This is a genomic window from Mesorhizobium sp. WSM4935, from assembly GCF_029625735.1.
Taxonomy (GTDB): Bacteria; Pseudomonadota; Alphaproteobacteria; order Rhizobiales; family Rhizobiaceae; genus Mesorhizobium.
This window is the reverse complement of sequence record NZ_JARTVR010000001.1, coordinates 378,884-396,930: the sequence shown is the minus strand read 5'-3', so window position 1 is coordinate 396,930 and position 18,047 is coordinate 378,884. Positions and strand designations below refer to the sequence as shown.

Sequence of the window (18,047 nt, the reverse complement as noted above, 5' to 3'; positions counted from 1 at the left end):
CCTATTCAGCGGTTCTCGAACCGGCAACGGGCATTTTTGCCAGGCGCAATATCGGACCGGATGGGCCGCGATGAGTCGACGCATGCGCCGGCTAATTGAAGCCGCCGATCCGCAAAAATGTACCAGGGTCGGTAGCTTGGAGGCAGCCGCTATTTCAGCTGCGCAACCAACCCCCCATCGGGAAAGCAGGTGGCGGGCCTGCCGTTCTTGGCCTGCCAGACGCCGATCGAGCGGCGGGTCTTGAAGCCCGGCAGGCCATCGGCGCTGCCGACATCGTAGCCCTTGGCCTCGAGCGCGCGCTGCAGCGCGGCGATGTCGGAGCGGTGCAGGTCGCCGACCGCGCCCCAAGTGCCCGCAAAGGTGGCGTCGCCCCTGGCGATGCGGTCGGCGGCATGGCCGATGAACAGGCCGTAGAGATCGCTGTTGTTGTATTGCTTGAGTACATAGAAATTCGGCGTAACGACGAAGGTCGGGCCGCTGCGCCCGGCCGGCATCAGCAGGAAACCCTCGGCTTTCAATTCGCTCGCCGCAAACGCCTTGCCGTCGACGCGCCGGATGCCCATAGCCACCCAATCGGAGATCTTCCTGCCCTGGTCCGGCCCTTCGAGCGAGCAGGAGACGTTGGCCGGAACCGTCACCTCGGTGCCCCAGCCGCGCCCCCTTACCCAGCCATAATGGACGAGGTAGTTGGCGATCGAAGCGAGCACGTCGGGCGTCGAATTCCAGATGTCGGGCCGGCCGTCGCCGTCGAAGTCGACGGCGTGCTTGAGGAAGGATGTCGGCATGAATTGCGGCTGGCCGAGCGCGCCGGCCCAGGACGATTTCATCGCGTTGACGGGCGCCAGCCCGCGCTCGACGATTTCGAGCCCCGCCAGTACCTCGGTCCGGAAGAAATCCTTCTTGGTCGACATGAAGGCCTTGGTGCCCAGCACCTCGAAGGCGTCGTAAGGCATCTTGGCCGCGCCGAAGCCGGTCTCGCGACCCCAGATCGCCAGCACGATCTCGCCCGGCACGCCGTAGCGCTTCTCGATCAGTCCGAGCACCCGGGCGTTGGCGCTCTCGCGTGTGCGCCCGCCCGTGGTGACGGCACGGATGGTCTTCTCGGCGAAATAGTCGGCGGGCGGGCCGAACTCGGCCTGATGCTGCTTTTGCGGCGTCGTCGGTTTCTCGCCGGGCATGACGAGATCCGGCAGTTTGAGGTTCGGCTTCACCCCGAGGAAGGCGGCATCGAAGGTCTTTTTCGAGATGCCTTTGGACTTGGCTTCGGGCCAGAGGTCGGTTTGAAGCCAGGCCTGGAACTGGTCGTCGATGGGGGCGGTGTGGGCGGGGACGGTGAGGAGGAGAGCGAGCAGTGCCGCGAGGAAGGAAAGAATAGCTTGCCTGAAATGCTGGCGTTCCTTCACACGGAGTACAGCCTTTCGAGGAAAAACGTCTGTCACGAGCCCCCTCCCCGATCCCCTCAAAACGCCGTCCTCGACCGCAGCGCCGCCGCCAGCGTGCCTTCGTCGAGATAATCGAGCTCGCCGCCGACCGGCACACCATGCGCGAGCCGCGTGACCTTGACCTCGAAGCCCGACAACTGGTCGGTCAAATAATGTGCCGTCGTCTGGCCCTCGACCGTCGCGTTCACGGCGAGGATGACTTCCTTCACCTCGCCGCTGGCGACCCGATCGACCAGCGAGCGGATGTTGAGCTGATCCGGACCGATGCCGTCGAGCGGCGACAGCGTGCCGCCGAGCACGTGATAGCGCACGTTCATGGCCGCCGCACGCTCCAGCGCCCAGAGGTCCGAGACGTCCTCGACGACGATCAGCGTGCCGGCGTCGCGACGCGGGTCGGTGCAGATCATGCAAGGGTCGGAGGTGTCGACATTGCCGCAGGTCGAACAGATGCGGACCTTGTCGACCGCCTCGCCCATGGCGGCGGCCAAAGGTTCGAGCAGCTGCTCCTTCTTCTTGATGAGATGAAGCGCGGCGCGCCGCGCCGAGCGCGGCCCGAGCCCTGGCACCTTGGCCAGGAGTTGGATCAGGCGTTCGATTTCCGGACCGGCGATTCTCTTCGACATCGCCTTGATCTAGGATTTTTCCAGGCAGTTTGGAACAGCCGCAACGACACGGGGCCCGCCATGCTGCCATGGCAGGCCCCGTTGGATGCAATTGGTTCAGTTGGTTTCGAGCGGCCGATTCTGGCTGACGATCATCGCGCCGATGGCGTCGGTGTTCTCAGGCGTCGACTCGAAGCCCATCGCCGCTTCCTGCGGTGCGCTGGGCACCGAAGTGATGTAGCGGCCCTTGAGCGTGCCGCCGAAACGCGAGGCGTCCGGCTCGGCCATCGGCTCCTGCATCGCCACGACTGTCGGCTTCTGCGCGAGGCGGCTGGATTTCTGCGACGGGGCGGCAGCGGCCGTCACATAGGTCGCCTCGGCCGAAACGATTGCCGCCTTGGCCGGAAGCGTCGGTTCGGCCGCATTCATCGCCGCCTGCTTGGCCGGATCCGGTCGCACGATCGTCTTGACCACCGGCTCGGCGGAAGCCACCAGCACGGGAGCGGTTGGGTCGATCTTCTGCTGCTTGTCGGAGGCCATGGCGACCATCGGCTCATCCGGCAGCGGCTGCCAGTTGCGGCCGCGCTTCTCGTAGAAGGCGTTGCCGCCGGCCACCATGGTGTAATGCATGTTCTTGTAAGGGAAGCGCAGGCCGGCGGTGTGGAAATACATGGTGTTCTTGAGCTTGGCCTTGCGCTCGCCCTTCAGCACCGCGTCCGCGGCTTCCTCGACGTCGGGCAGCGCCCTGGAGTTCATCGGCCGCGTCAGCACGCCGGGCGCGAACTGGCCCTTCTCGCCGACGACCTCGCAGATGGTGTTGCCATGCTGGCCCGAGCGGAGGCGATTCATCACGACCGTGCCGACGGCGATCATGCCGTCGCGGCTCGACCGGTTGGATTCAAAGAACATCGCCCTTTGCAGGCATTCCTTGTCCTTCATCGAATATTTGTAGGAGCGCGAGCTGAGGAAGCTCGGCGTGAGCGCGTCGGTCAGACCCGACACCGACATGCCATGGGAGGAAGTGGTCTGGCTGCAACCGGCCAGGAGCAAGGGGGAAGTGACGATGCCGATAAGCAGCAGCGGCGTCTTCCATCGCGTCGCGATCACCAAAAAAGCCTCATGTCCAGATGCCAGCCCGCCCCGAGATGTGGCAGGAATGAGACTCTTTCGGGCAAAAAGATGGCTAGAGGGTTAGCAACTTCTGGACTTGGATAAAACTTTATGAATGTCGCGAAATGAGCCCGTGAGCATTGCCGGCAAAATGGTTAATATTGCGGCCCGGGCTCAATTTCCGTTCATAATCAATTAACTGTTGCAGGCCGCCTCAGAACGGCAATTTCATTCCGGGCGGAATCGGCAAGCCTGCCGTCAACGCCTTGGTCTTCTCCTGCATCACCTGCTCGACCTTATTTTTGGCGTCATTGTGGGCGGCCAGGATGAGGTCCTCCAGGATCTCGGCTTCGTCAGCCTTGATCAAAGACGGATCGATCTTCAGCGCCTTCATTTCGAACTTGCCGGTGAGTGTGATGCTGACCAGGCCGCCACCGGCCTGGCCGGTGGCTTCAAGCGTGGCGATCTCGTCCTGCATGGCCTGGAACTTGGCCTGCATTTCCTTCGCCTTGCCCATCAGGCCGAGAAGATCTTTCATCGGGTGGTCCTCTAAGATTGTTTCAGATTTCGTCGTCGTCGGCTGCGGGCTCGACAGGCACTTCCGCCTCCGCCTCTTCCACGTCCGGCACATCCGGAATGCGCACGTCGATGATCTTGGCCCCAGGGAAGCGGGCTAGAATGGCTGCGACAGTCGGATCGCTCTTGGCGTCGGAGAAGGCGTTCTCGCGTTTCGTCGTCTCCATCTCGGCCAATGTCTGGCCGCCCTCTTCCTTCGACAGCGACACCAGCCAGTTGCGGCCCGTCCAGGCGCGCAGCTTGGAGGTCATGTCGTTGAGCAGCATCTTGGGAGCGTCGTCGGTCAGGGTGACGTCGAGGCGGCCGGGTTCGATGCGCACCGGCCGCACGCAGCGTTTCAGCAGCACCTTGAAAGCTATGTCGCGATTGGCGTCGGCAAGCGCGACGATGTCGGCCAGCGATTTGACCGGAACGACAGGGGTTTCGGCTATCGGCTCCGGCGCCGGGACAAAGGCGACGGGTGCCGGCTGCGCTTCGACCAGGCGCATGGTCTGCGCACCGCCATTTGAACCGGGCATCCGCGCCTGCGCCACGGCGCTGGCGCCTACGCCATTGCCTGGATTTGCCGGTGCACCATTGGCGCGCGGGGCGCCATTCGGCAGCGGTCCCGCGCCTTCAAGCGATTTCAGCGCCTCATCCAGCGTTGGCAGGTCGGCGGCATGTGCCAGCCTGATCAGCACCATTTCGCCGGCGCTGACCGGGCGGTTGGAGGACTGCACCTCGGGAATGCCCTTCAAGAGCATCTGCCAGGTCCGTGACAGCACGCGCACCGAAAGCGTGCCGGCGAATTCGGCGCCGCGCCTGCGCTCGTCCTCGGAAAGCGACGCGTCGTCGGCCGCCGACGGCACGAAGCGCAGGCGGGTGACGAGGTGGTTGAACTCGGCGAGATCGGTCAGCACCGCCGCCGGATCGGCGCCGGTGTCGTATTGCGCGCGGAACTCGGCGAGCGCCGCCGCGACGTCGCCTTTCATGACATGCTCGAACAGGTCGATAATGCGGGCGCGGTCGGCGAGACCCAGCATGGCGCGTACCGCGTCGGCGCTGACGGTGCCGCTGCCATGGGCGATCGCCTGGTCCAGGATCGACAGCGAATCGCGCGCCGAGCCTTCGGCGGCCCGGGCGATCATCGCCAGGGCCTCGTCATCGACGGCAATGCCTTCCTTGGCGGCGATCGAGGACAGATGCCCGACAAGCGCGCCGGCGTCGATGCGCCGCAAATCGAAGCGCTGGCAGCGCGACAGGACCGTGATCGGCACCTTGCGGATCTCGGTGGTGGCGAAGATGAATTTGACGTGCGGCGGCGGCTCTTCAAGCGTCTTCAGCAGGCCGTTGAAGGCCTGGGTGGAGAGCATGTGCACTTCGTCGATGATGTAGACCTTGTAGCGGGCCGAGACCGGCGCGTAGCGCACCCGGTCGATGATGTCCCTGATGTCGTCGATGCCGGTATGCGAGGCTGCGTCCATCTCGATGACATCGACATGGCGGCCTTCCATAATGGCCTGGCAATGCTCGCCGGGGATCGAAAGGTCGACGGAGGGCTGATCGACGGTCGCGGTCTTGTAGTTCAGCGCCCGCGCGAGAATGCGCGCGGTCGTCGTCTTGCCGACACCGCGCACACCGGTCAGCATCCATGCCTGGGCGATGCGGCCGCTGGCGAACGCATTGGTCAGCGTGCGCACCATCGGCTCCTGGCCGATCAGCTCGGAGAAATTCGAAGGGCGATATTTGCGCGCCAGGACGCGGTAGGCGCCGGCCTTACCTGTCTCCAGGCTCTCTGGCCCCAAATTTCCGGCTTCGCTCATTCGCCGTCAAAAGCTCCCAGGACCGCGACGGAGGGCGGCCGATTCCTGCGCATAATCTCGCCCGCACGGCTCGGCGCCGTCAATGTCGCGGGAGAAAGGCGAAGAGGTGGGAGGCTGGAACAATGACCCGTTCCGGGCTCGTTAGGGCTGCTTCCTTCCGGACCTGACCCGGTTGGCGAGTGGATCGTCCACCACCAACCTCCCGCGCTCCATATCGGCAATTCGGCAGCGAAATGCAAGGGCGGCGCCGCAAGCTGCGGCCATAACGCGACTGGAAAGTCCTTCAAATTGGCAAGAGCGATCAATGAATCGCTTGCAGCCACCTTGCCGCCGCTCTAGCGTCCCTTGGTTTGAAGCATACTGCAAAAACGAAGGAAACGCCCATGCTGCCTGGCCTCAAGGCCGGTTTCACGCTGGACGCCCGATTGGAGGCGGACAGCGAGCAGCTTATGTGGCTTGGTCTTTGCGAACTCAGATTGATGAACGACCGGCGCTGGCCATGGCTGGTGCTGGTGCCGCAGCGGCCGGGCATCGAGGAAATCCACGAGATGACGCCGCTCGACCAGGCGATGCTGACCTTCGAAACCAATATGGTGGCGCAGGCGCTGAAGCGGGTGACCGGCTGCACCAAGATCAACACCGGCGCCTTGGGCAACATCGTGCGCCAGCTGCATGTCCATGTCGTCGCCCGCTCCGAGGGCGATCCCGGCTGGCCGGGACCGGTCTGGGGGCACGGCATACGCGAGCCTTATCAGCGCTCCGACATCAGGCGGTTTGCCGAAACGATCAAGGCGGCGCTATAAGCTGACCGGTGTCCATTCAGCCTCCCCCGTGTCCCTCAGCCCGCCCGAGTCCCCATGAGCTTTCGCCTGTTTGACGCGCCCTTGCGCGAGCCGAGCCAATTCGTCGGTTTCGCCGGCAACCGGATCGACCGGCAGTCGGAGAACCGCGCCGACGACGCGGTCGAGAAGGCGCTGGCCGACCGGTCCGCGCGGCTGATGCTGATGCATGCCGGCCGGCTTTACCTCAAATTGGAGAACGGCACGTTCGACCCGTGGTTCAAGGCGGATGAGAGCCAGGCCGTCGAGGCTTCGCCCGATCAGGGCGTGCTGCTCGGCTTTTCCGAGAAAGGCCCCGTGCTGGCGGTGCCCGGCGGCGTCGAGCCGGAAAAGCTGCCCGAGACGGTCAAGGCGATCGATTACCGCTCGGTCTATATGCAAGGGCTGATCGACGAGGCGGCCGCCGGCGCGCTGGCGCAAGGAGCGGCGCTGCTTGCCTGGCACGCCAGCCACGCCTTCTGCTCGAAATGCGGCAACCGCTCGGAGATGCGCGCCGGCGGCTACCGGCGCCATTGCCCTTCCTGCGGCACCGATCACTTTCCGCGCACCGACCCGGTGGCAATCATGCTGACTGTGACGCGCGAAAAGTGCCTGCTCGGGCGCGGCCGGCATTTCGCACCGGGCATGTATTCGGCGCTTGCCGGCTTCATCGAGCCCGGCGAGACGATCGAGGCGGCGGTGCGCCGCGAGACGCTGGAAGAGGCGGGCATCCGGCTCGGCCGCGTCGTCTACCATGCCAGCCAGCCCTGGCCGTTCCCCTATTCGCTGATGATCGGCTGCTTCGGCGAGCCGCTCAACGAGGATATCCAGGCCGATCTCAACGAGCTCGAGGACTGCCGCTGGTTCTTCCGCGAAGAAGTGCGCAGGATGCTGGAGAGGCAGCATGCCGGCGGCTTGATCACACCACCGAAAGGGGCGATCGCCCATCACCTCATCCGCGCCTGGGTCGATAGCGAATAGGAGCAGAAGAATGATCCGTCATACCGTCGTGTTCACTTTGAAGCATCCGCCGCAGTCGCTGGAGACGAAACGCTTCCTGCACGACGCGAAGAAGATCCTGACCGGGATCAAGGGTGTGGCGCATTTCGAGCAGCTGCGGCAGGTGAGCCCCAAGAACGACTATCAGTTCGGCTTCTCGATGGAGTTCGCCGACCAGGCGGCCTACACCCGCTACAACGAGCACCCCGACCACGTCGCCTTCGTGCGCGACCGCTGGGTGCCCGAGGTGGAGAAGTTCATGGAAATCGACTACGTGCCGCTGGGGTTCGGCTGAAAATTCAGGTGAGGCCGGTCTGCAAATGACGGCGTCCTGCGCTTCCGGTGCTCACCTCTTCAAGTACGCTCCGCTCCGGTCTCGGATGCCACCATTTTCGGCTCGGGCTGACCTGAATTGGGCTGGCGCTAATCCGCCACCTTCCACTGCTCGCGCGAGGCGCTGGCCGGATAGACGCCGAGGATGCGCATTTCGCGCGAGAAGAAGCGCAGCTCATCCAGCGCCAGCTTGACCAGCGGATCGTCCGGGTGGCCCTCGATGTCGGCATAGAACAGCGTCGCGGTAAAGGCGCCGAGCTGGTAGCTCTCGAGCTTAGTCATGTTGATGCCGTTGGTCGCGAAGCCGCCCATGGCCTTATAGAGCGCGGCAGGCACGTTGCGGACGCGGAAGATGAAGGTCGTCATCATCTTGGCGTCAGGCGCGGGGCGCCCGATCCATTGCTTGTCCTTGGTCAAGACGACAAAGCGGGTGACGTTGGAATCGGTGTCCTCGACATTCTTCTCGATGATGTCGAGCCCATAGAGTTCCGCGGCCAGCGCCGGCGCCAGCGCAGCCATGGTGCGGTCCTTGACCTCCGACACCATCTTGGCCGAACCCGCCGTGTCGCCGGCGACCACCGGCTTCCAGCCGTTCTTGCGGATATATTTCCGGCACTGGCCGAGCGCGTGGATATGGCTGTGCACGGTCTTGATCTCTTCGCGCTTCACGCCCGGCAGAACCATGAGCTGGAAGTGGATCGGCAGGAAATATTCGCCGACGATGTGCAGCTTCGATTCCGGCAACAGGTGGTGGATGTCGGCGACGCGGCCGGCGATGGTGTTCTCGATCGGAATCATGGCGAGCTCGGCCTTACCGGTCTCGACGGCGTTGAAGGCGTCCTCGAAGGTCGGGCAAGGCAACGGCTCCATCGACGGGAACATGTTGCGGCAGGCCGTGTCGGAGTTGGCGCCGGGCTCGCCCTGGAAGGAAATTCTGTTGGTCTTTTCAGCCATGCACATGTCTCATTTCGAAAGGATTTGCCTGGCGCGTTCGAGATCGTGCGGCGTGTCGACGCCGAGCGGCAGCGATTGGACGATCTCGGCGTCGATGCGCATGCCGGCTTCCAACGCGCGCAGCTGCTCCAGCCGCTCGCGCCGCTCCAGCGGCGACGGCTTGAGCGCCACGAAACGCTCCAGCGCCACGCGGCGATAGGCATAGAGGCCGATATGATGGTAGAGCGGCCCCTCACCCCAAGGCGCGGTGGCGCGCGTGAAATAGAGCGCTTTCAGCCGTGTGGCGGAAAGCGGCGAGCCGACGATCTTGACCACATTCGGATTGGTCTTCTCCTCGTCGCGCACGATCTCGACGCCGAGCGTGGCAATATCGACCGATTTGTCCTCGAAAGGCCGCAGCGAGGCGCCGATGATGTCGGGGTCGATGGTGGGCAGATCGCCCTGGACATTGACGATCGTTTCCACCCGCTTTTCGGGGTCGAGCGACGTCAGCGCCTCGAAAATGCGGTCGGAGCCCGATTCGTGATCCGTGCGGGTCATGACCGCCTCGAAACCATGCGCTTGCACGGCTTGCGCGACGGCTTGCGTGTCTGTCGCCACCACAACGCGGCCAAGCCCGGCCTCGGCGGCGCGGCGGGCGACATGGACGATCATCGGAGCGCCCGCAATGTCGGCCAGCGGCTTGCCCGGCAGGCGCGTCGAGGCCATGCGGGCGGGGATCAGGATCAAGGTCGACATCGGATTTTTGAGCGGTCGAAAAACGCGGATGGAAAAGTGGCAAAAGGTCTCACTGGAAGCGCCCTTATAGGTGTTGCAACGCCAGAGCAAAAGACCTAGTTTCCGCGCGATTTGAATGGCCTTTCAGGGCAGTTCGCGATACCGACGGACGGAGTGGACGGGACGGTCCGCCGGAAAAGGGAGCAAGGGGCGTATGGATTCCAACGAAGTCAACAAGCTGCTCGGCGGATTTCTGGGAACCTGCTTCATCGTCTTTTCAATAGGCCTCGTCTCGGACGGGCTGTTCGCCTCGCCGGCGCCCGAAAAGCCCGGCTTCGCCATCGAAGCCCAGGAACCGACCGAGGGCGGTCCGGCTGCGCCTGCCGCGGCGGAAAAGCCGATCGCCGACCTGCTTGCCACCGCCAATGCCGAGGCGGGCGCCGCCATCTTCAAGAAGTGCCAGGCCTGCCATTCCGGCGAAAAAGGCGGTCCGAACAAGGTCGGTCCGGACCTCTGGGACATCGTCGACCGTCCTGTCGCCGAGCATGAGGGCTTTGCCTATTCGGCCGGCCTGAAGGATTTCTCCAAGGGCGGCCAGGAGCATTGGACCTACGAGAACCTCAACCACTTCATCACCTCGCCGAAGAAGTTCGTGAAGGGCACGGCGATGGGCTTTGCCGGCCTGCCGAAGGAAGAAGACCGCGCCAATGTGATCGCCTATCTGCGCACGCTGTCGGACAATCCGAAGCCGCTGCCGCAGCCGGGCGCCTCGGCCGAGGCCAAGCCGGCTGAAGGCGCCAAACCCGTGGAGGGTGCTGCACCCGCCAAGCCGGCCGAAGGCGCCGCTCCGGCCAAGCCGGCTGCGCCAGCGCCCGCTCAATAAACAATTTGTCGCAGAGACTTCCTTGGAAAAGCCGGGTTCGTCCCGGCTTTTCTGTTAGGAAAGCTGCATGTGCGGCGACAAAAGCCGCCGCTTGCGGTTTTCACCGGCGTCAAATGTTCTAGATTGCCGGTGGGTACTGTTCGCGACGAGGAGAACGCATGACGGTCGGCCGCTCCCGGACATTTTTCGCATCGATGCTGGCGGCTGCTTTCGCAGCGAGTCTGCAGGCGAGCTTCGCCGACGAATGGCACACGACCTCCTCGCTTATCGGGCCTTCAAAATACGGCGAGAATTTCCAGCATTACGACTACGTCAACCCGGAAGCGCCGAAGGGCGGCACCTACAACTCCGTGGTCACCGGAACGTTCGACAGCTTCAACCCCTATATTGTTCAGGGATCGCCGGCCGCCGGTTTCGCCCAGTTCGGCGGTGGGCTGCTCTACGACACGCTGATGGACCAGGCGACCGACGAGGGCAGCGTCAGCCATCCGCTGGTTGCGGACGCCTACAAATATCCTTCCGACTATTCGTCCGCGACCTACCGGCTCGATCCGCGGGCAAAATGGCATGACGGCCAGCCGATCACCGTCGACGACGTTATCTGGTCCTTCGAGGTGCTCAAGGCCAACAGCCCACAATACAATCGCTATTTCGAGAACGTCACCGATGCGGTGGCGATCTCCGATCGTGAGGTCGAGTTCCATTTCAACCAGAAGGGCAATCGCGAGCTGCCCAAGATCATCGGCGACCTTGTCGTTTTGCCGAAGCATTGGTGGGAAGGCACCGACGCCAGCGGCAAGAAGCGCGACATCACCAGACCGACGCTGGAGCCGCCGCTGGGCTCCGCGGCCTACAAGATCGCCAGCTTCAAGCCGGGCTCGGAGATCGTCTGGCAGCGTGTGCCGGATTATTGGGGCGCCAAGCTGCCGGTGAAGATCGGCCGCGAGAACTTCGATACCCAGCGCTTCACCTATATTCTCGACGACAACGCCGCCTGGCAGGCCTTCACCAAGGGTGGGTTGGACGACATCAAGCCGGAAAACAGCTCTCGGCGATGGAATACGGCATACAATTTTCCGGCGGTGAGTGCTGGCGACGTGGTCAAGCAGGTGTTCAAGACCACCTCGCCGGAACCCATGCAGGCCTTTATACTCAACCAGAGACGGCCGCTGTTCCAAGACCGTCTCGTGCGCGAGGCTCTGACGCTTCCGTTCGATTTCGAAACGATGAACCGCACGCTGTTCTACAATTCGAACACGCGCACCCATAGCTATTTCGAGGGCACGGAGCTGGCGTCGAGCGGGCTGCCGCAAGGCAAGGAACTCGAAATCCTGGAGAAGTATCGCGATAAGCTACCGCCTGAATTATTCACCCAGGAATTCAAGTTGCCGGTTTATGTTTCCCCGCAGGCGGAGCGGAAGTATCTGAAGCAGGCGGTGGACCTCTTCGCCCAGGCGGGCTGGGTGATCAAAGGCGGCAAGATGGTGAACGCCAAGACCGGTGCGCCGTTCAAATTCGAGATCCTCGGCTGGAACGACACCGATCAAGTGATCTCCAGCCCCTGGATCGCCAATCTTCGCAAAATCGGCGTCGACGCCAATTTGCGCCTCATCGACCAGACGCAGTACATCAACCGCGTCAACAATTTCGATTATGACGTCATCACGAGCCAGTTGCAGCAATCGGAATCCCCCGGCAACGAACAACGCGATTTCTGGAGCTCGAAGGCGGCCGACGCGCCCGGATCACGCAATTATTCCGGGATAAAGAATCCGGTCGTCGACGCTCTCGTGGACCGCATCATCTTTGCTACCGATCGAGCCGACCTCGTCGCCGCCACCCATGCGCTCGATCGTGTCCTCCTGTGGAACTACTACGTCGTTCCGCAATACTATCGCGCGGTGATTTGGCTGGCCTATTGGAACAAGTTCGACATGCCTGCGAAGCAGCCCACCTACCGGGGCGCCGACATCGATTCCTGGTGGATCGATCCTGCGAGGGAAAAGGCGCTGGCCGCCAAATACAAGGGCCTCAATTGATGGTGCGGCGGACCTCGCTTCCTCGCCGCGACTTCCTCGCGCTCGGCGCCGCAGCCACTGCCGCGGCGTTGCTGCCCGGCCGGGCCTTTGCCGACACCCCGACCGGCGTCAAGCTGCACGGCCTGTCAGCCTTCGGCGACCTGAAATACAAGCCCAACTTCACGCATTTCGACTATGTCGATATCGACGCGCCGCAAGGCGGCACCTTCAACTTCTCCCCGCCCAACTGGGGCGCCAACCAGAGCCCGCAGACCTTCAACACGCTGAATTCCTTCGTCCCCAAGGGCGATTCCCCGCAGCGCATGGAAATGTGCTTCGATTCCCTGATGGTGCGGGCGCTCGACGAACCGGACGCGGTCTATGGATTGATCGCCGACGGTGTCACGATCTCCGACGACCGCAACGTCTTCACCTTCTCGCTGCGTCCGCAGGCGCGTTTCCATGACGGGACGCCGCTCACCGCCGACGACGTCGCCTTCACCTTCAAGCTGCTGAAAGACAAGGGTCATCCGGATTACGCGCTGTCACTGACGCATCTGGATGACGCGGTGGCTAAGGACACCCATACGGTCGAGCTCAACTTCTCCGGCAAGCAATCGGCCCGCACCATCCTCAACGTGGTCGGATTCCCGATCCTTTCGAAGGCCTTCTTTACGGCCAACCCGTTCGATTCCTCGCAGCTCAATCCGCCGCTCGGCTCTAGCGCCTACAAGGTTGGGCGCTGGTCGGCCGGCGCCTGGATCGAATATGAGCGCGTGGCCGACTATTGGGGCAACGACCTGCCGGTCAATCGCGGCCAGAACAATTTCGGGCGTATCCGCATCGAATTCTACCAGGACCGGACGGCCGGGTTCGAGGCCTTCAAAAAGGGCGACATCCTCTACCGCGAGGAGTTCACCTCGCGCGTCTGGGCGACGGCTTACGACTTTCCGGCCTTTACCGCCGGCAAGGTGATCAAGCATGAGTTCCCGGCCGAAACCACGCCTTCCATGCAGGCCACCGCCGTCAACCAGCGGCGTGAGCAATTCAAGGACCCGCGCGTACGGCAGGCGATCGCGCTCTGCTTCGATTTCGAATGGACACGGCGCAACTTCTTCTATGGTTCCTACGAGCGCTCGCAATCCTGCTTCGAGAAATCCGACTTCCGGGCATCGGGCATGCCGACGCCGCAGGAGCTGGCGCTGCTGGAACCACTGCGCGACCAGCTGCCGCCGGAAACCTTCGGCGAAGCGGTGACGCAACCGCCGTCGGATGGGTCCGGGCGGGACCGCAAGCAACTGAGCGCGGCATTGAAGCTGCTCGCTGAGGCCGGCTGGAAACGCTCCGGCGATTTCGTGCTCAACGACAAGGGCGGGCGGCTCTCCGCCGAATTCCTGGTCGACGACGAGACCTTCGTGCAGGTCTATTCGCCGTGGGTTGCCAACATGAAGGCCATCGGCATCGATGCCTCGATCCGCCTGGTGGATTCAGCGCAGTATCAGCTCAGGCAATCGACATTCGATTTCGACCTGCTCTCGGCCGCCTTCAATTTCAGCGCCACGCCGACCCGTGACGATTTGGAAATCTTCTTCCACTCGCGCAGCGCCGCCGTATCGGGCTCACGCAACCTGTCGGGGGTTGCAAGCCCGGCGATCGATGCGCTGATCGATGCCGTGGGCGCCGCCAAGGATCGCGAAAGCCTGACCACTGCCATGCGCGCGTTGGACCGGGCCTTGCGCGCGCGGCGCGATTGGATTCCAAGTTGGTATCTGGCGAATCACCGAAGCGCCTATTGGGACATGTTCGGCTTCCCCGAGCAGAAACCCGATTTCGGCTTTCCGGTCGAAGCGCTGTGGTGGGTCGACAAGGGCAAGGCGGCAAAGATTGGCAAAGCCTGACATCACTGTTCGCGCGGGGCCCGTCGCCTGATGGGCGCCTATATCCTGCGCCGCATTCTCCTCATGATCCCGACGCTGTTCGGCATCATGGCGATCTCCTTCGCGGTCATCCAGTTCGCGCCGGGCGGGCCGGTCGAGCAGGTGATCGCCCGGCTGACCAACCAGGGCGGCAACGATCGCCTCGGCAGCGGCGGCGGCGATGCCGGCGGCGGCAATTTCGACGTTGCCGGCGATGTCGGCTCGAAATATCGCGGCGCACAGGGGCTCGATCCCGAATTCATCAAGAAGCTGGAAAAGCAGTTCGGCTTCGACAAGCCGCCGCTCGAGCGCTTCGGCATGATGCTGTGGAACTATATCCGCTTCGATTTCGGCGACAGCTATTTCCGCGATATCTCGGTGCTGAACCTGATCCTGGAGAAGATGCCCGTCTCCATCTCCATCGGCCTGTGGATCACGCTTTTATCCTACCTGATCTCGATCCCGCTCGGCATCCGCAAGGCGGTGAAGGACGGCTCGACCTTCGACGTATGGACAAGCGGCGTCGTCATCGTCGGCTATGCCATTCCCGGCTTCCTGTTCGGCATCATGCTCATGGTGCTGTTCGCCGGCGGCTCGTTCTGGGACTGGTTTCCGTTGCGCGGCATCGTTTCGGACAATTGGGCTCAGCTGTCGTGGCCCGCCAAGATCGCCGACTATTTCTGGCACATGACGCTGCCGCTGACGGCGCTCGTGCTCTCGGCTTTCGCGACGACCACCCTGCTCACCAAGAACTCCTTCCTTGAGGAAATCCGCAAGCAATATGTCGTGACGGCGCGCGCCAAGGGCTTGTCAGAGCGTAAGGTGCTCTACGGCCATGTCTTCCGCAACGCCATGCTGATCGTGATCGCCGGCTTTCCCGGCGCCTTCATCTCGGCCTTCTTCACCGGCTCGCTGCTGATCGAGAACATCTTCTCGCTCGACGGGCTCGGCCTGCTCGGTTTCAAGTCGGTGATCGACCGGGATTATCCGGTGGTGTTCGCCACCCTCTACATCTTCTCGTTGCTTGGCCTGTTCGTCGGCCTTCTGTCCGATCTGATCTACACTTGGGTCGATCCGCGCATCGACTTCGAGCGGAGAGACATCTGATGGCCGAGGCCGCGATCGAAAGCGCGCCGGCGCGGCCCCGCAGGCCATTTCTGTCGCCGCTCAACCAGAGGCGATTGCAGAATTTCAAGGCCAACCGGCGAGGCTACTGGTCGCTCTGGATTTTCCTGTTCCTGTTCGTGCTGTCGCTGTTTTCCGAGCTGATCGCCAACGACAAGCCGATCATCGCCTCCTACAAGGGCGAGATCCTGTTTCCGGTGCTGGTCGCCTATCCGGAGGAGAAGTTCGGCGGTTTCTATGCCGTCACCGACTATCGCGATCCGGTGATCCAGGACGAGATCAATTCCAATGGCTGGATGGTCTGGCCGCCGGTCCGTTACTCCTATCAGACAGTCAACAACGCCATTCCGGAACCGGCGCCGGCGAAACCATCCTGGCTTTACGATAAAAGCAAACGTTGCAGTCAGTACCCGAAGGGGGAGGCCGACGAGAACTGCACCGTCGGCAACTGGAACTGGCTGGGCACGGACGACCAGGCCCGCGACGTGCTGGCGCGCGTGCTCTACGGCTTCCGCATCTCGGTTCTGTTCGGCCTGATCCTGACGCTCGGCTCGTCGCTGATCGGCGTCGCGGCCGGCGCGGTGCAAGGCTATTTCGGCGGCTGGACCGACCTTCTCTTCCAGCGTTTCATCGAAATCTGGTCGGCGATCCCGGTACTCTACCTCCTGCTCATCGTCTCGGCCATCCTGCCGCCCGGCTTTTTCATCCTGCTTGGCCTGATGCTGCTGTTCTCATGGGTGGCGCTGGTCGGCGTGGTGCGGGCCGAATTCCTGCGCGCCCGCAACTTCGAATATGTCAACGCCGCACGCGCGCTCGGCGTGCCCAACCTCACCATCATGTTCCGGCACCTGTTGCCGAACGCCATGGTGGCGACGCTGACCTTCCTGCCCTTCCTGCTCTCGGGCTCGATCTCGACGTTGACCTCGCTCGACTATCTCGGCTTCGGCCTGCCGCCCGGCTCGGCTTCGCTCGGCGAGCTGCTGAAACAGGCCCAGCGCAACCTCAACGCCCCCTGGCTCGGCATTTCCGGCTTCATCGTCATCTCGGTGATGCTGTCCCTGCTGGTCTTCATCGGCGAGGCGACACGCGACGCCTTCGATCCGCGCAAGACGTTCAAATGAGCGAAGCCCTGCTGTCCGTCCAAGATCTGAGCGTCGCCTTCGCGCAGGGCGGCAACCGGTCGATCGCCGTCGACCATGTCTCATTCGACATCGCCAAGGGCGAGACGGTTGCCCTGGTCGGCGAATCCGGCTCGGGCAAATCGGTGTCGGCGCTGTCGGTGCTGAAGCTTCTGCCCTATCCCGCCGCCAGCCATCCCTCAGGCAAGATCCTGTTCGGCGGCGACGATCTGCTCGCCATGGACGAGAAGGCATTGCGCGGTGTGCGCGGCAACAAGATCACCATGATCTTCCAGGAGCCCATGACCTCGCTCAACCCGCTGCACACGATCGAACAGCAGATCGTCGAGGTGCTGCAACTGCATCAGGGCATGCGCGATCAAGCCGCCCGCGCGCGCACGCTGGAGCTGCTCACCGAGGTCGGCATCCGCGATCCGCAAAAGCGTCTCGACGCCTATCCGCACCAGCTCTCCGGCGGCCAGCGCCAGCGCGTGATGATCGCCATGGCCTTGGCCAACGAGCCGGAGCTTCTGATCGCCGACGAGCCGACGACGGCGCTCGACGTCACCGTGCAGGCGCAGATCCTCGAACTGCTGGCGAAGCTCAAAGCCCGCAAGGGCATGTCGCTCCTGTTCATCACGCATGATCTCGGCATCGTGCGCAGGATCGCCGACCGCGTCTGCGTGATGACCAAGGGCAAGATCGTCGAGACGGGCCCGACCAGGGAAATCTTCGCCAACCCGCGGCACGACTACACCAAGCATCTGCTGGCAGCCGAGCCGAAGGGCAAGCCGCCCGCGGCCGACCCGGGCGCCAAATCCGTCATGACGGGCAAGGACATCAAGGTCTGGTTCCCCATCAAGAAGGGCTTCTTCCGCAAGACCGTCGATCATGTGAAGGCCGTGGACGGCATCGACGTCACGGTGCGGGCCGGACAGACGCTGGGCGTGGTCGGCGAATCCGGCTCGGGCAAGACGACGCTCGGGCTGGCGCTGGCGCGGATGATCTCCTCGACGGGCACGATCAATTTCAACGGACGCGACATCAACCACCTCTCCTTCAGCGCCATGCGGCCGCTGCGGCGCGAATTGCAGATCGTCTTCCAGGATCCGTTCGGCTCGCTCAGCCCGCGCCTGTCGGTCTCCGAGATCATCGAGGAAGGGCTGGAGATCCACGAGCCGAAGCTCTCGGCCGACCAGCGCGACGACAAGGTCGTCGCCGTGCTGAAGGAGGTCGGCCTCGATCCCGAAACGCGCCACCGCTACCCGCACGAGTTTTCCGGCGGCCAGCGCCAGCGCATCGCCATCGCCCGCGCCATGGTGCTCAACCCGCGTTTCGTCATGCTCGACGAGCCGACCTCGGCGCTCGACATGAGCGTGCAGGCGCAAGTGGTCGACCTTCTGCGCGGCCTGCAGGCCAAGCACAATCTCGCTTATCTCTTCATCAGCCACGACCTCAAGGTGGTGCGTGCCCTTGCCAATGACGTCATCGTCATGCGCAATGGCCAGATCGTCGAGGCGGGCCCTTCCGAGCAGATTTTCAGCAGCCCGCAAACCGACTATACGCGGGCGCTGATGGCGGCGGCCTTCAAGATCGAGACGGCACCGACCGGCGTGGTCAGTGAATAGCCGACC

The 18,047-nt window shown here is 63.3% G+C and carries 16 protein-coding genes and 1 other RNA gene; 9 read left to right on the top strand and 8 right to left on the bottom strand.

Translation table 11 applies throughout. The features are described from left to right. Positions 1-149: 149 nt before the first annotated feature. From P9273_RS01870 to ffs, 6 genes are all read right to left on the bottom strand, one after another. On the bottom strand, positions 150-1,403 hold the full coding sequence (locus P9273_RS01870) for a lytic murein transglycosylase (protein ID WP_442920178.1): 1,254 nt from the start codon (positions 1,401-1,403) through the stop codon (positions 150-152). Positions 1,404-1,459: 56 nt separating this feature from the next. Further along, a complete protein-coding gene (recR, locus tag P9273_RS01865) occupies positions 1,460-2,065 on the bottom strand; it encodes a recombination mediator RecR (RefSeq protein ID WP_040993965.1) in 606 nt (201 codons plus the stop codon). A gap of 96 nt (positions 2,066-2,161) precedes the next feature. Next, positions 2,162-3,151, bottom strand: coding sequence for a cell wall hydrolase (locus P9273_RS01860; protein ID WP_278047371.1), 990 nt, complete (start codon positions 3,149-3,151; stop codon positions 2,162-2,164). A gap of 217 nt (positions 3,152-3,368) precedes the next feature. Continuing rightward, on the bottom strand, positions 3,369-3,692 hold the full coding sequence (locus P9273_RS01855) for a YbaB/EbfC family nucleoid-associated protein (protein ID WP_040993963.1): 324 nt from the start codon (positions 3,690-3,692) through the stop codon (positions 3,369-3,371). A gap of 22 nt (positions 3,693-3,714) precedes the next feature. After that, complete coding sequence (locus P9273_RS01850; protein ID WP_278047370.1) at positions 3,715-5,532, bottom strand: DNA polymerase III subunit gamma/tau; 1,818 nt, start codon at positions 5,530-5,532, stop codon at positions 3,715-3,717. Positions 5,533-5,638: 106 nt separating this feature from the next. After that, positions 5,639-5,735, bottom strand: an RNA gene (ffs, locus tag P9273_RS01845) — signal recognition particle sRNA small type. A 180-nt stretch (positions 5,736-5,915) separates the two neighbouring features. Here ffs and P9273_RS01840 point away from each other — a divergent pair. Genes P9273_RS01840 through P9273_RS01830 form a run of 3 tightly spaced genes read left to right on the top strand, consistent with a single transcriptional unit; the run spans position 5,916 to position 7,644 of the window. Beyond that, entirely contained in the window at positions 5,916-6,335 is a 420-nt protein-coding gene (locus P9273_RS01840; RefSeq protein ID WP_278047369.1) for an HIT domain-containing protein, read from the top strand. Positions 6,336-6,389: 54 nt separating this feature from the next. Beyond that, positions 6,390-7,331: an NAD(+) diphosphatase gene (gene nudC, locus P9273_RS01835; protein ID WP_278047368.1), complete on the top strand. Its 942-nt coding sequence runs from the start codon at positions 6,390-6,392 to the stop codon at positions 7,329-7,331. A 10-nt stretch (positions 7,332-7,341) separates the two neighbouring features. Beyond that, on the top strand, positions 7,342-7,644 hold the full coding sequence (locus tag P9273_RS01830) for a Dabb family protein (protein ID WP_040993956.1): 303 nt from the start codon (positions 7,342-7,344) through the stop codon (positions 7,642-7,644). Positions 7,645-7,772: 128 nt separating this feature from the next. Here P9273_RS01830 and P9273_RS01825 read toward each other — a convergent pair whose 3' ends face one another. Beyond that, positions 7,773-8,636 (bottom strand): prephenate dehydratase, encoded by an 864-nt coding sequence (locus P9273_RS01825; RefSeq protein WP_040994486.1) that lies wholly within the window; start codon positions 8,634-8,636, stop codon positions 7,773-7,775. A gap of 9 nt (positions 8,637-8,645) precedes the next feature. Then, entirely contained in the window at positions 8,646-9,374 is a 729-nt protein-coding gene (locus P9273_RS01820) for a 3-deoxy-manno-octulosonate cytidylyltransferase (protein ID WP_278047367.1), read from the bottom strand. Positions 9,375-9,567: 193 nt separating this feature from the next. On the opposite strand from P9273_RS01820, the gene P9273_RS01815 reads away from it, so the two are divergent. The 6 genes from P9273_RS01815 to P9273_RS01790 all read left to right on the top strand — a co-directional run bounded on the left by P9273_RS01815 (position 9,568) and on the right by P9273_RS01790 (position 18,041). Then, complete coding sequence (locus P9273_RS01815; protein WP_278047366.1) at positions 9,568-10,236, top strand: c-type cytochrome; 669 nt, start codon at positions 9,568-9,570, stop codon at positions 10,234-10,236. 158 nt (positions 10,237-10,394) lie between these two features. Continuing rightward, a complete protein-coding gene (locus P9273_RS01810) occupies positions 10,395-12,275 on the top strand; it encodes an extracellular solute-binding protein (protein ID WP_278047365.1) in 1,881 nt (626 codons plus the stop codon). Then, on the top strand, positions 12,275-14,152 hold the full coding sequence (locus P9273_RS01805; RefSeq protein WP_278047364.1) for an extracellular solute-binding protein: 1,878 nt from the start codon (positions 12,275-12,277) through the stop codon (positions 14,150-14,152). The genes P9273_RS01810 and P9273_RS01805 overlap by 1 nt, the downstream gene beginning before the upstream one ends. A gap of 30 nt (positions 14,153-14,182) precedes the next feature. Then, positions 14,183-15,277, top strand: coding sequence for a microcin C ABC transporter permease YejB (locus P9273_RS01800; protein WP_278047363.1), 1,095 nt, complete (start codon positions 14,183-14,185; stop codon positions 15,275-15,277). Beyond that, positions 15,277-16,416 carry an ABC transporter permease gene (locus P9273_RS01795; protein WP_278047362.1) on the top strand — a complete coding sequence of 380 codons (1,140 nt, stop codon included), beginning with the start codon at positions 15,277-15,279 and terminating at the stop codon, positions 16,414-16,416. Before P9273_RS01800 ends, P9273_RS01795 begins: the two co-directional genes overlap by 1 nt. Then, the gene (locus P9273_RS01790; protein ID WP_278047361.1) at positions 16,413-18,041 is read left to right on the top strand and encodes an ABC transporter ATP-binding protein; all 1,629 of its coding nucleotides are present in this window, start codon (positions 16,413-16,415) and stop codon (positions 18,039-18,041) included. The genes P9273_RS01795 and P9273_RS01790 overlap by 4 nt, the downstream gene beginning before the upstream one ends. The last annotated feature ends 6 nt before the right edge of the window (positions 18,042-18,047 follow it).

What these genes read in the sequence shown, in the direction of transcription:
- recR (WP_040993965.1), bottom strand. Translation starts at nt 2,065, where the DNA reads ATGTCGAAGAGAATCGCCGGTCCGGAAATCGAACGCCTGATCCAACTC.
- P9273_RS01855 (WP_040993963.1), bottom strand. Translation starts at nt 3,692, where the DNA reads ATGAAAGATCTTCTCGGCCTGATGGGCAAGGCGAAGGAAATGCAGGCC.
- P9273_RS01800 (WP_278047363.1), top strand. Translation starts at nt 14,183, where the DNA reads ATGGGCGCCTATATCCTGCGCCGCATTCTCCTCATGATCCCGACGCTG.
- P9273_RS01815 (WP_278047366.1), top strand. Translation starts at nt 9,568, where the DNA reads ATGGATTCCAACGAAGTCAACAAGCTGCTCGGCGGATTTCTGGGAACC.
- P9273_RS01795 (WP_278047362.1), top strand. Translation starts at nt 15,277, where the DNA reads ATGGCCGAGGCCGCGATCGAAAGCGCGCCGGCGCGGCCCCGCAGGCCA.
- P9273_RS01820 (WP_278047367.1), bottom strand. Translation starts at nt 9,374, where the DNA reads ATGTCGACCTTGATCCTGATCCCCGCCCGCATGGCCTCGACGCGCCTG.
- nudC (WP_278047368.1), top strand. Translation starts at nt 6,390, where the DNA reads ATGAGCTTTCGCCTGTTTGACGCGCCCTTGCGCGAGCCGAGCCAATTC.
- P9273_RS01850 (WP_278047370.1), bottom strand. Translation starts at nt 5,532, where the DNA reads ATGAGCGAAGCCGGAAATTTGGGGCCAGAGAGCCTGGAGACAGGTAAG.
- P9273_RS01810 (WP_278047365.1), top strand. Translation starts at nt 10,395, where the DNA reads ATGACGGTCGGCCGCTCCCGGACATTTTTCGCATCGATGCTGGCGGCT.
- P9273_RS01805 (WP_278047364.1), top strand. Translation starts at nt 12,275, where the DNA reads ATGGTGCGGCGGACCTCGCTTCCTCGCCGCGACTTCCTCGCGCTCGGC.
- P9273_RS01840 (WP_278047369.1), top strand. Translation starts at nt 5,916, where the DNA reads ATGCTGCCTGGCCTCAAGGCCGGTTTCACGCTGGACGCCCGATTGGAG.
- P9273_RS01790 (WP_278047361.1), top strand. Translation starts at nt 16,413, where the DNA reads ATGAGCGAAGCCCTGCTGTCCGTCCAAGATCTGAGCGTCGCCTTCGCG.
- P9273_RS01830 (WP_040993956.1), top strand. Translation starts at nt 7,342, where the DNA reads ATGATCCGTCATACCGTCGTGTTCACTTTGAAGCATCCGCCGCAGTCG.
- P9273_RS01825 (WP_040994486.1), bottom strand. Translation starts at nt 8,636, where the DNA reads ATGGCTGAAAAGACCAACAGAATTTCCTTCCAGGGCGAGCCCGGCGCC.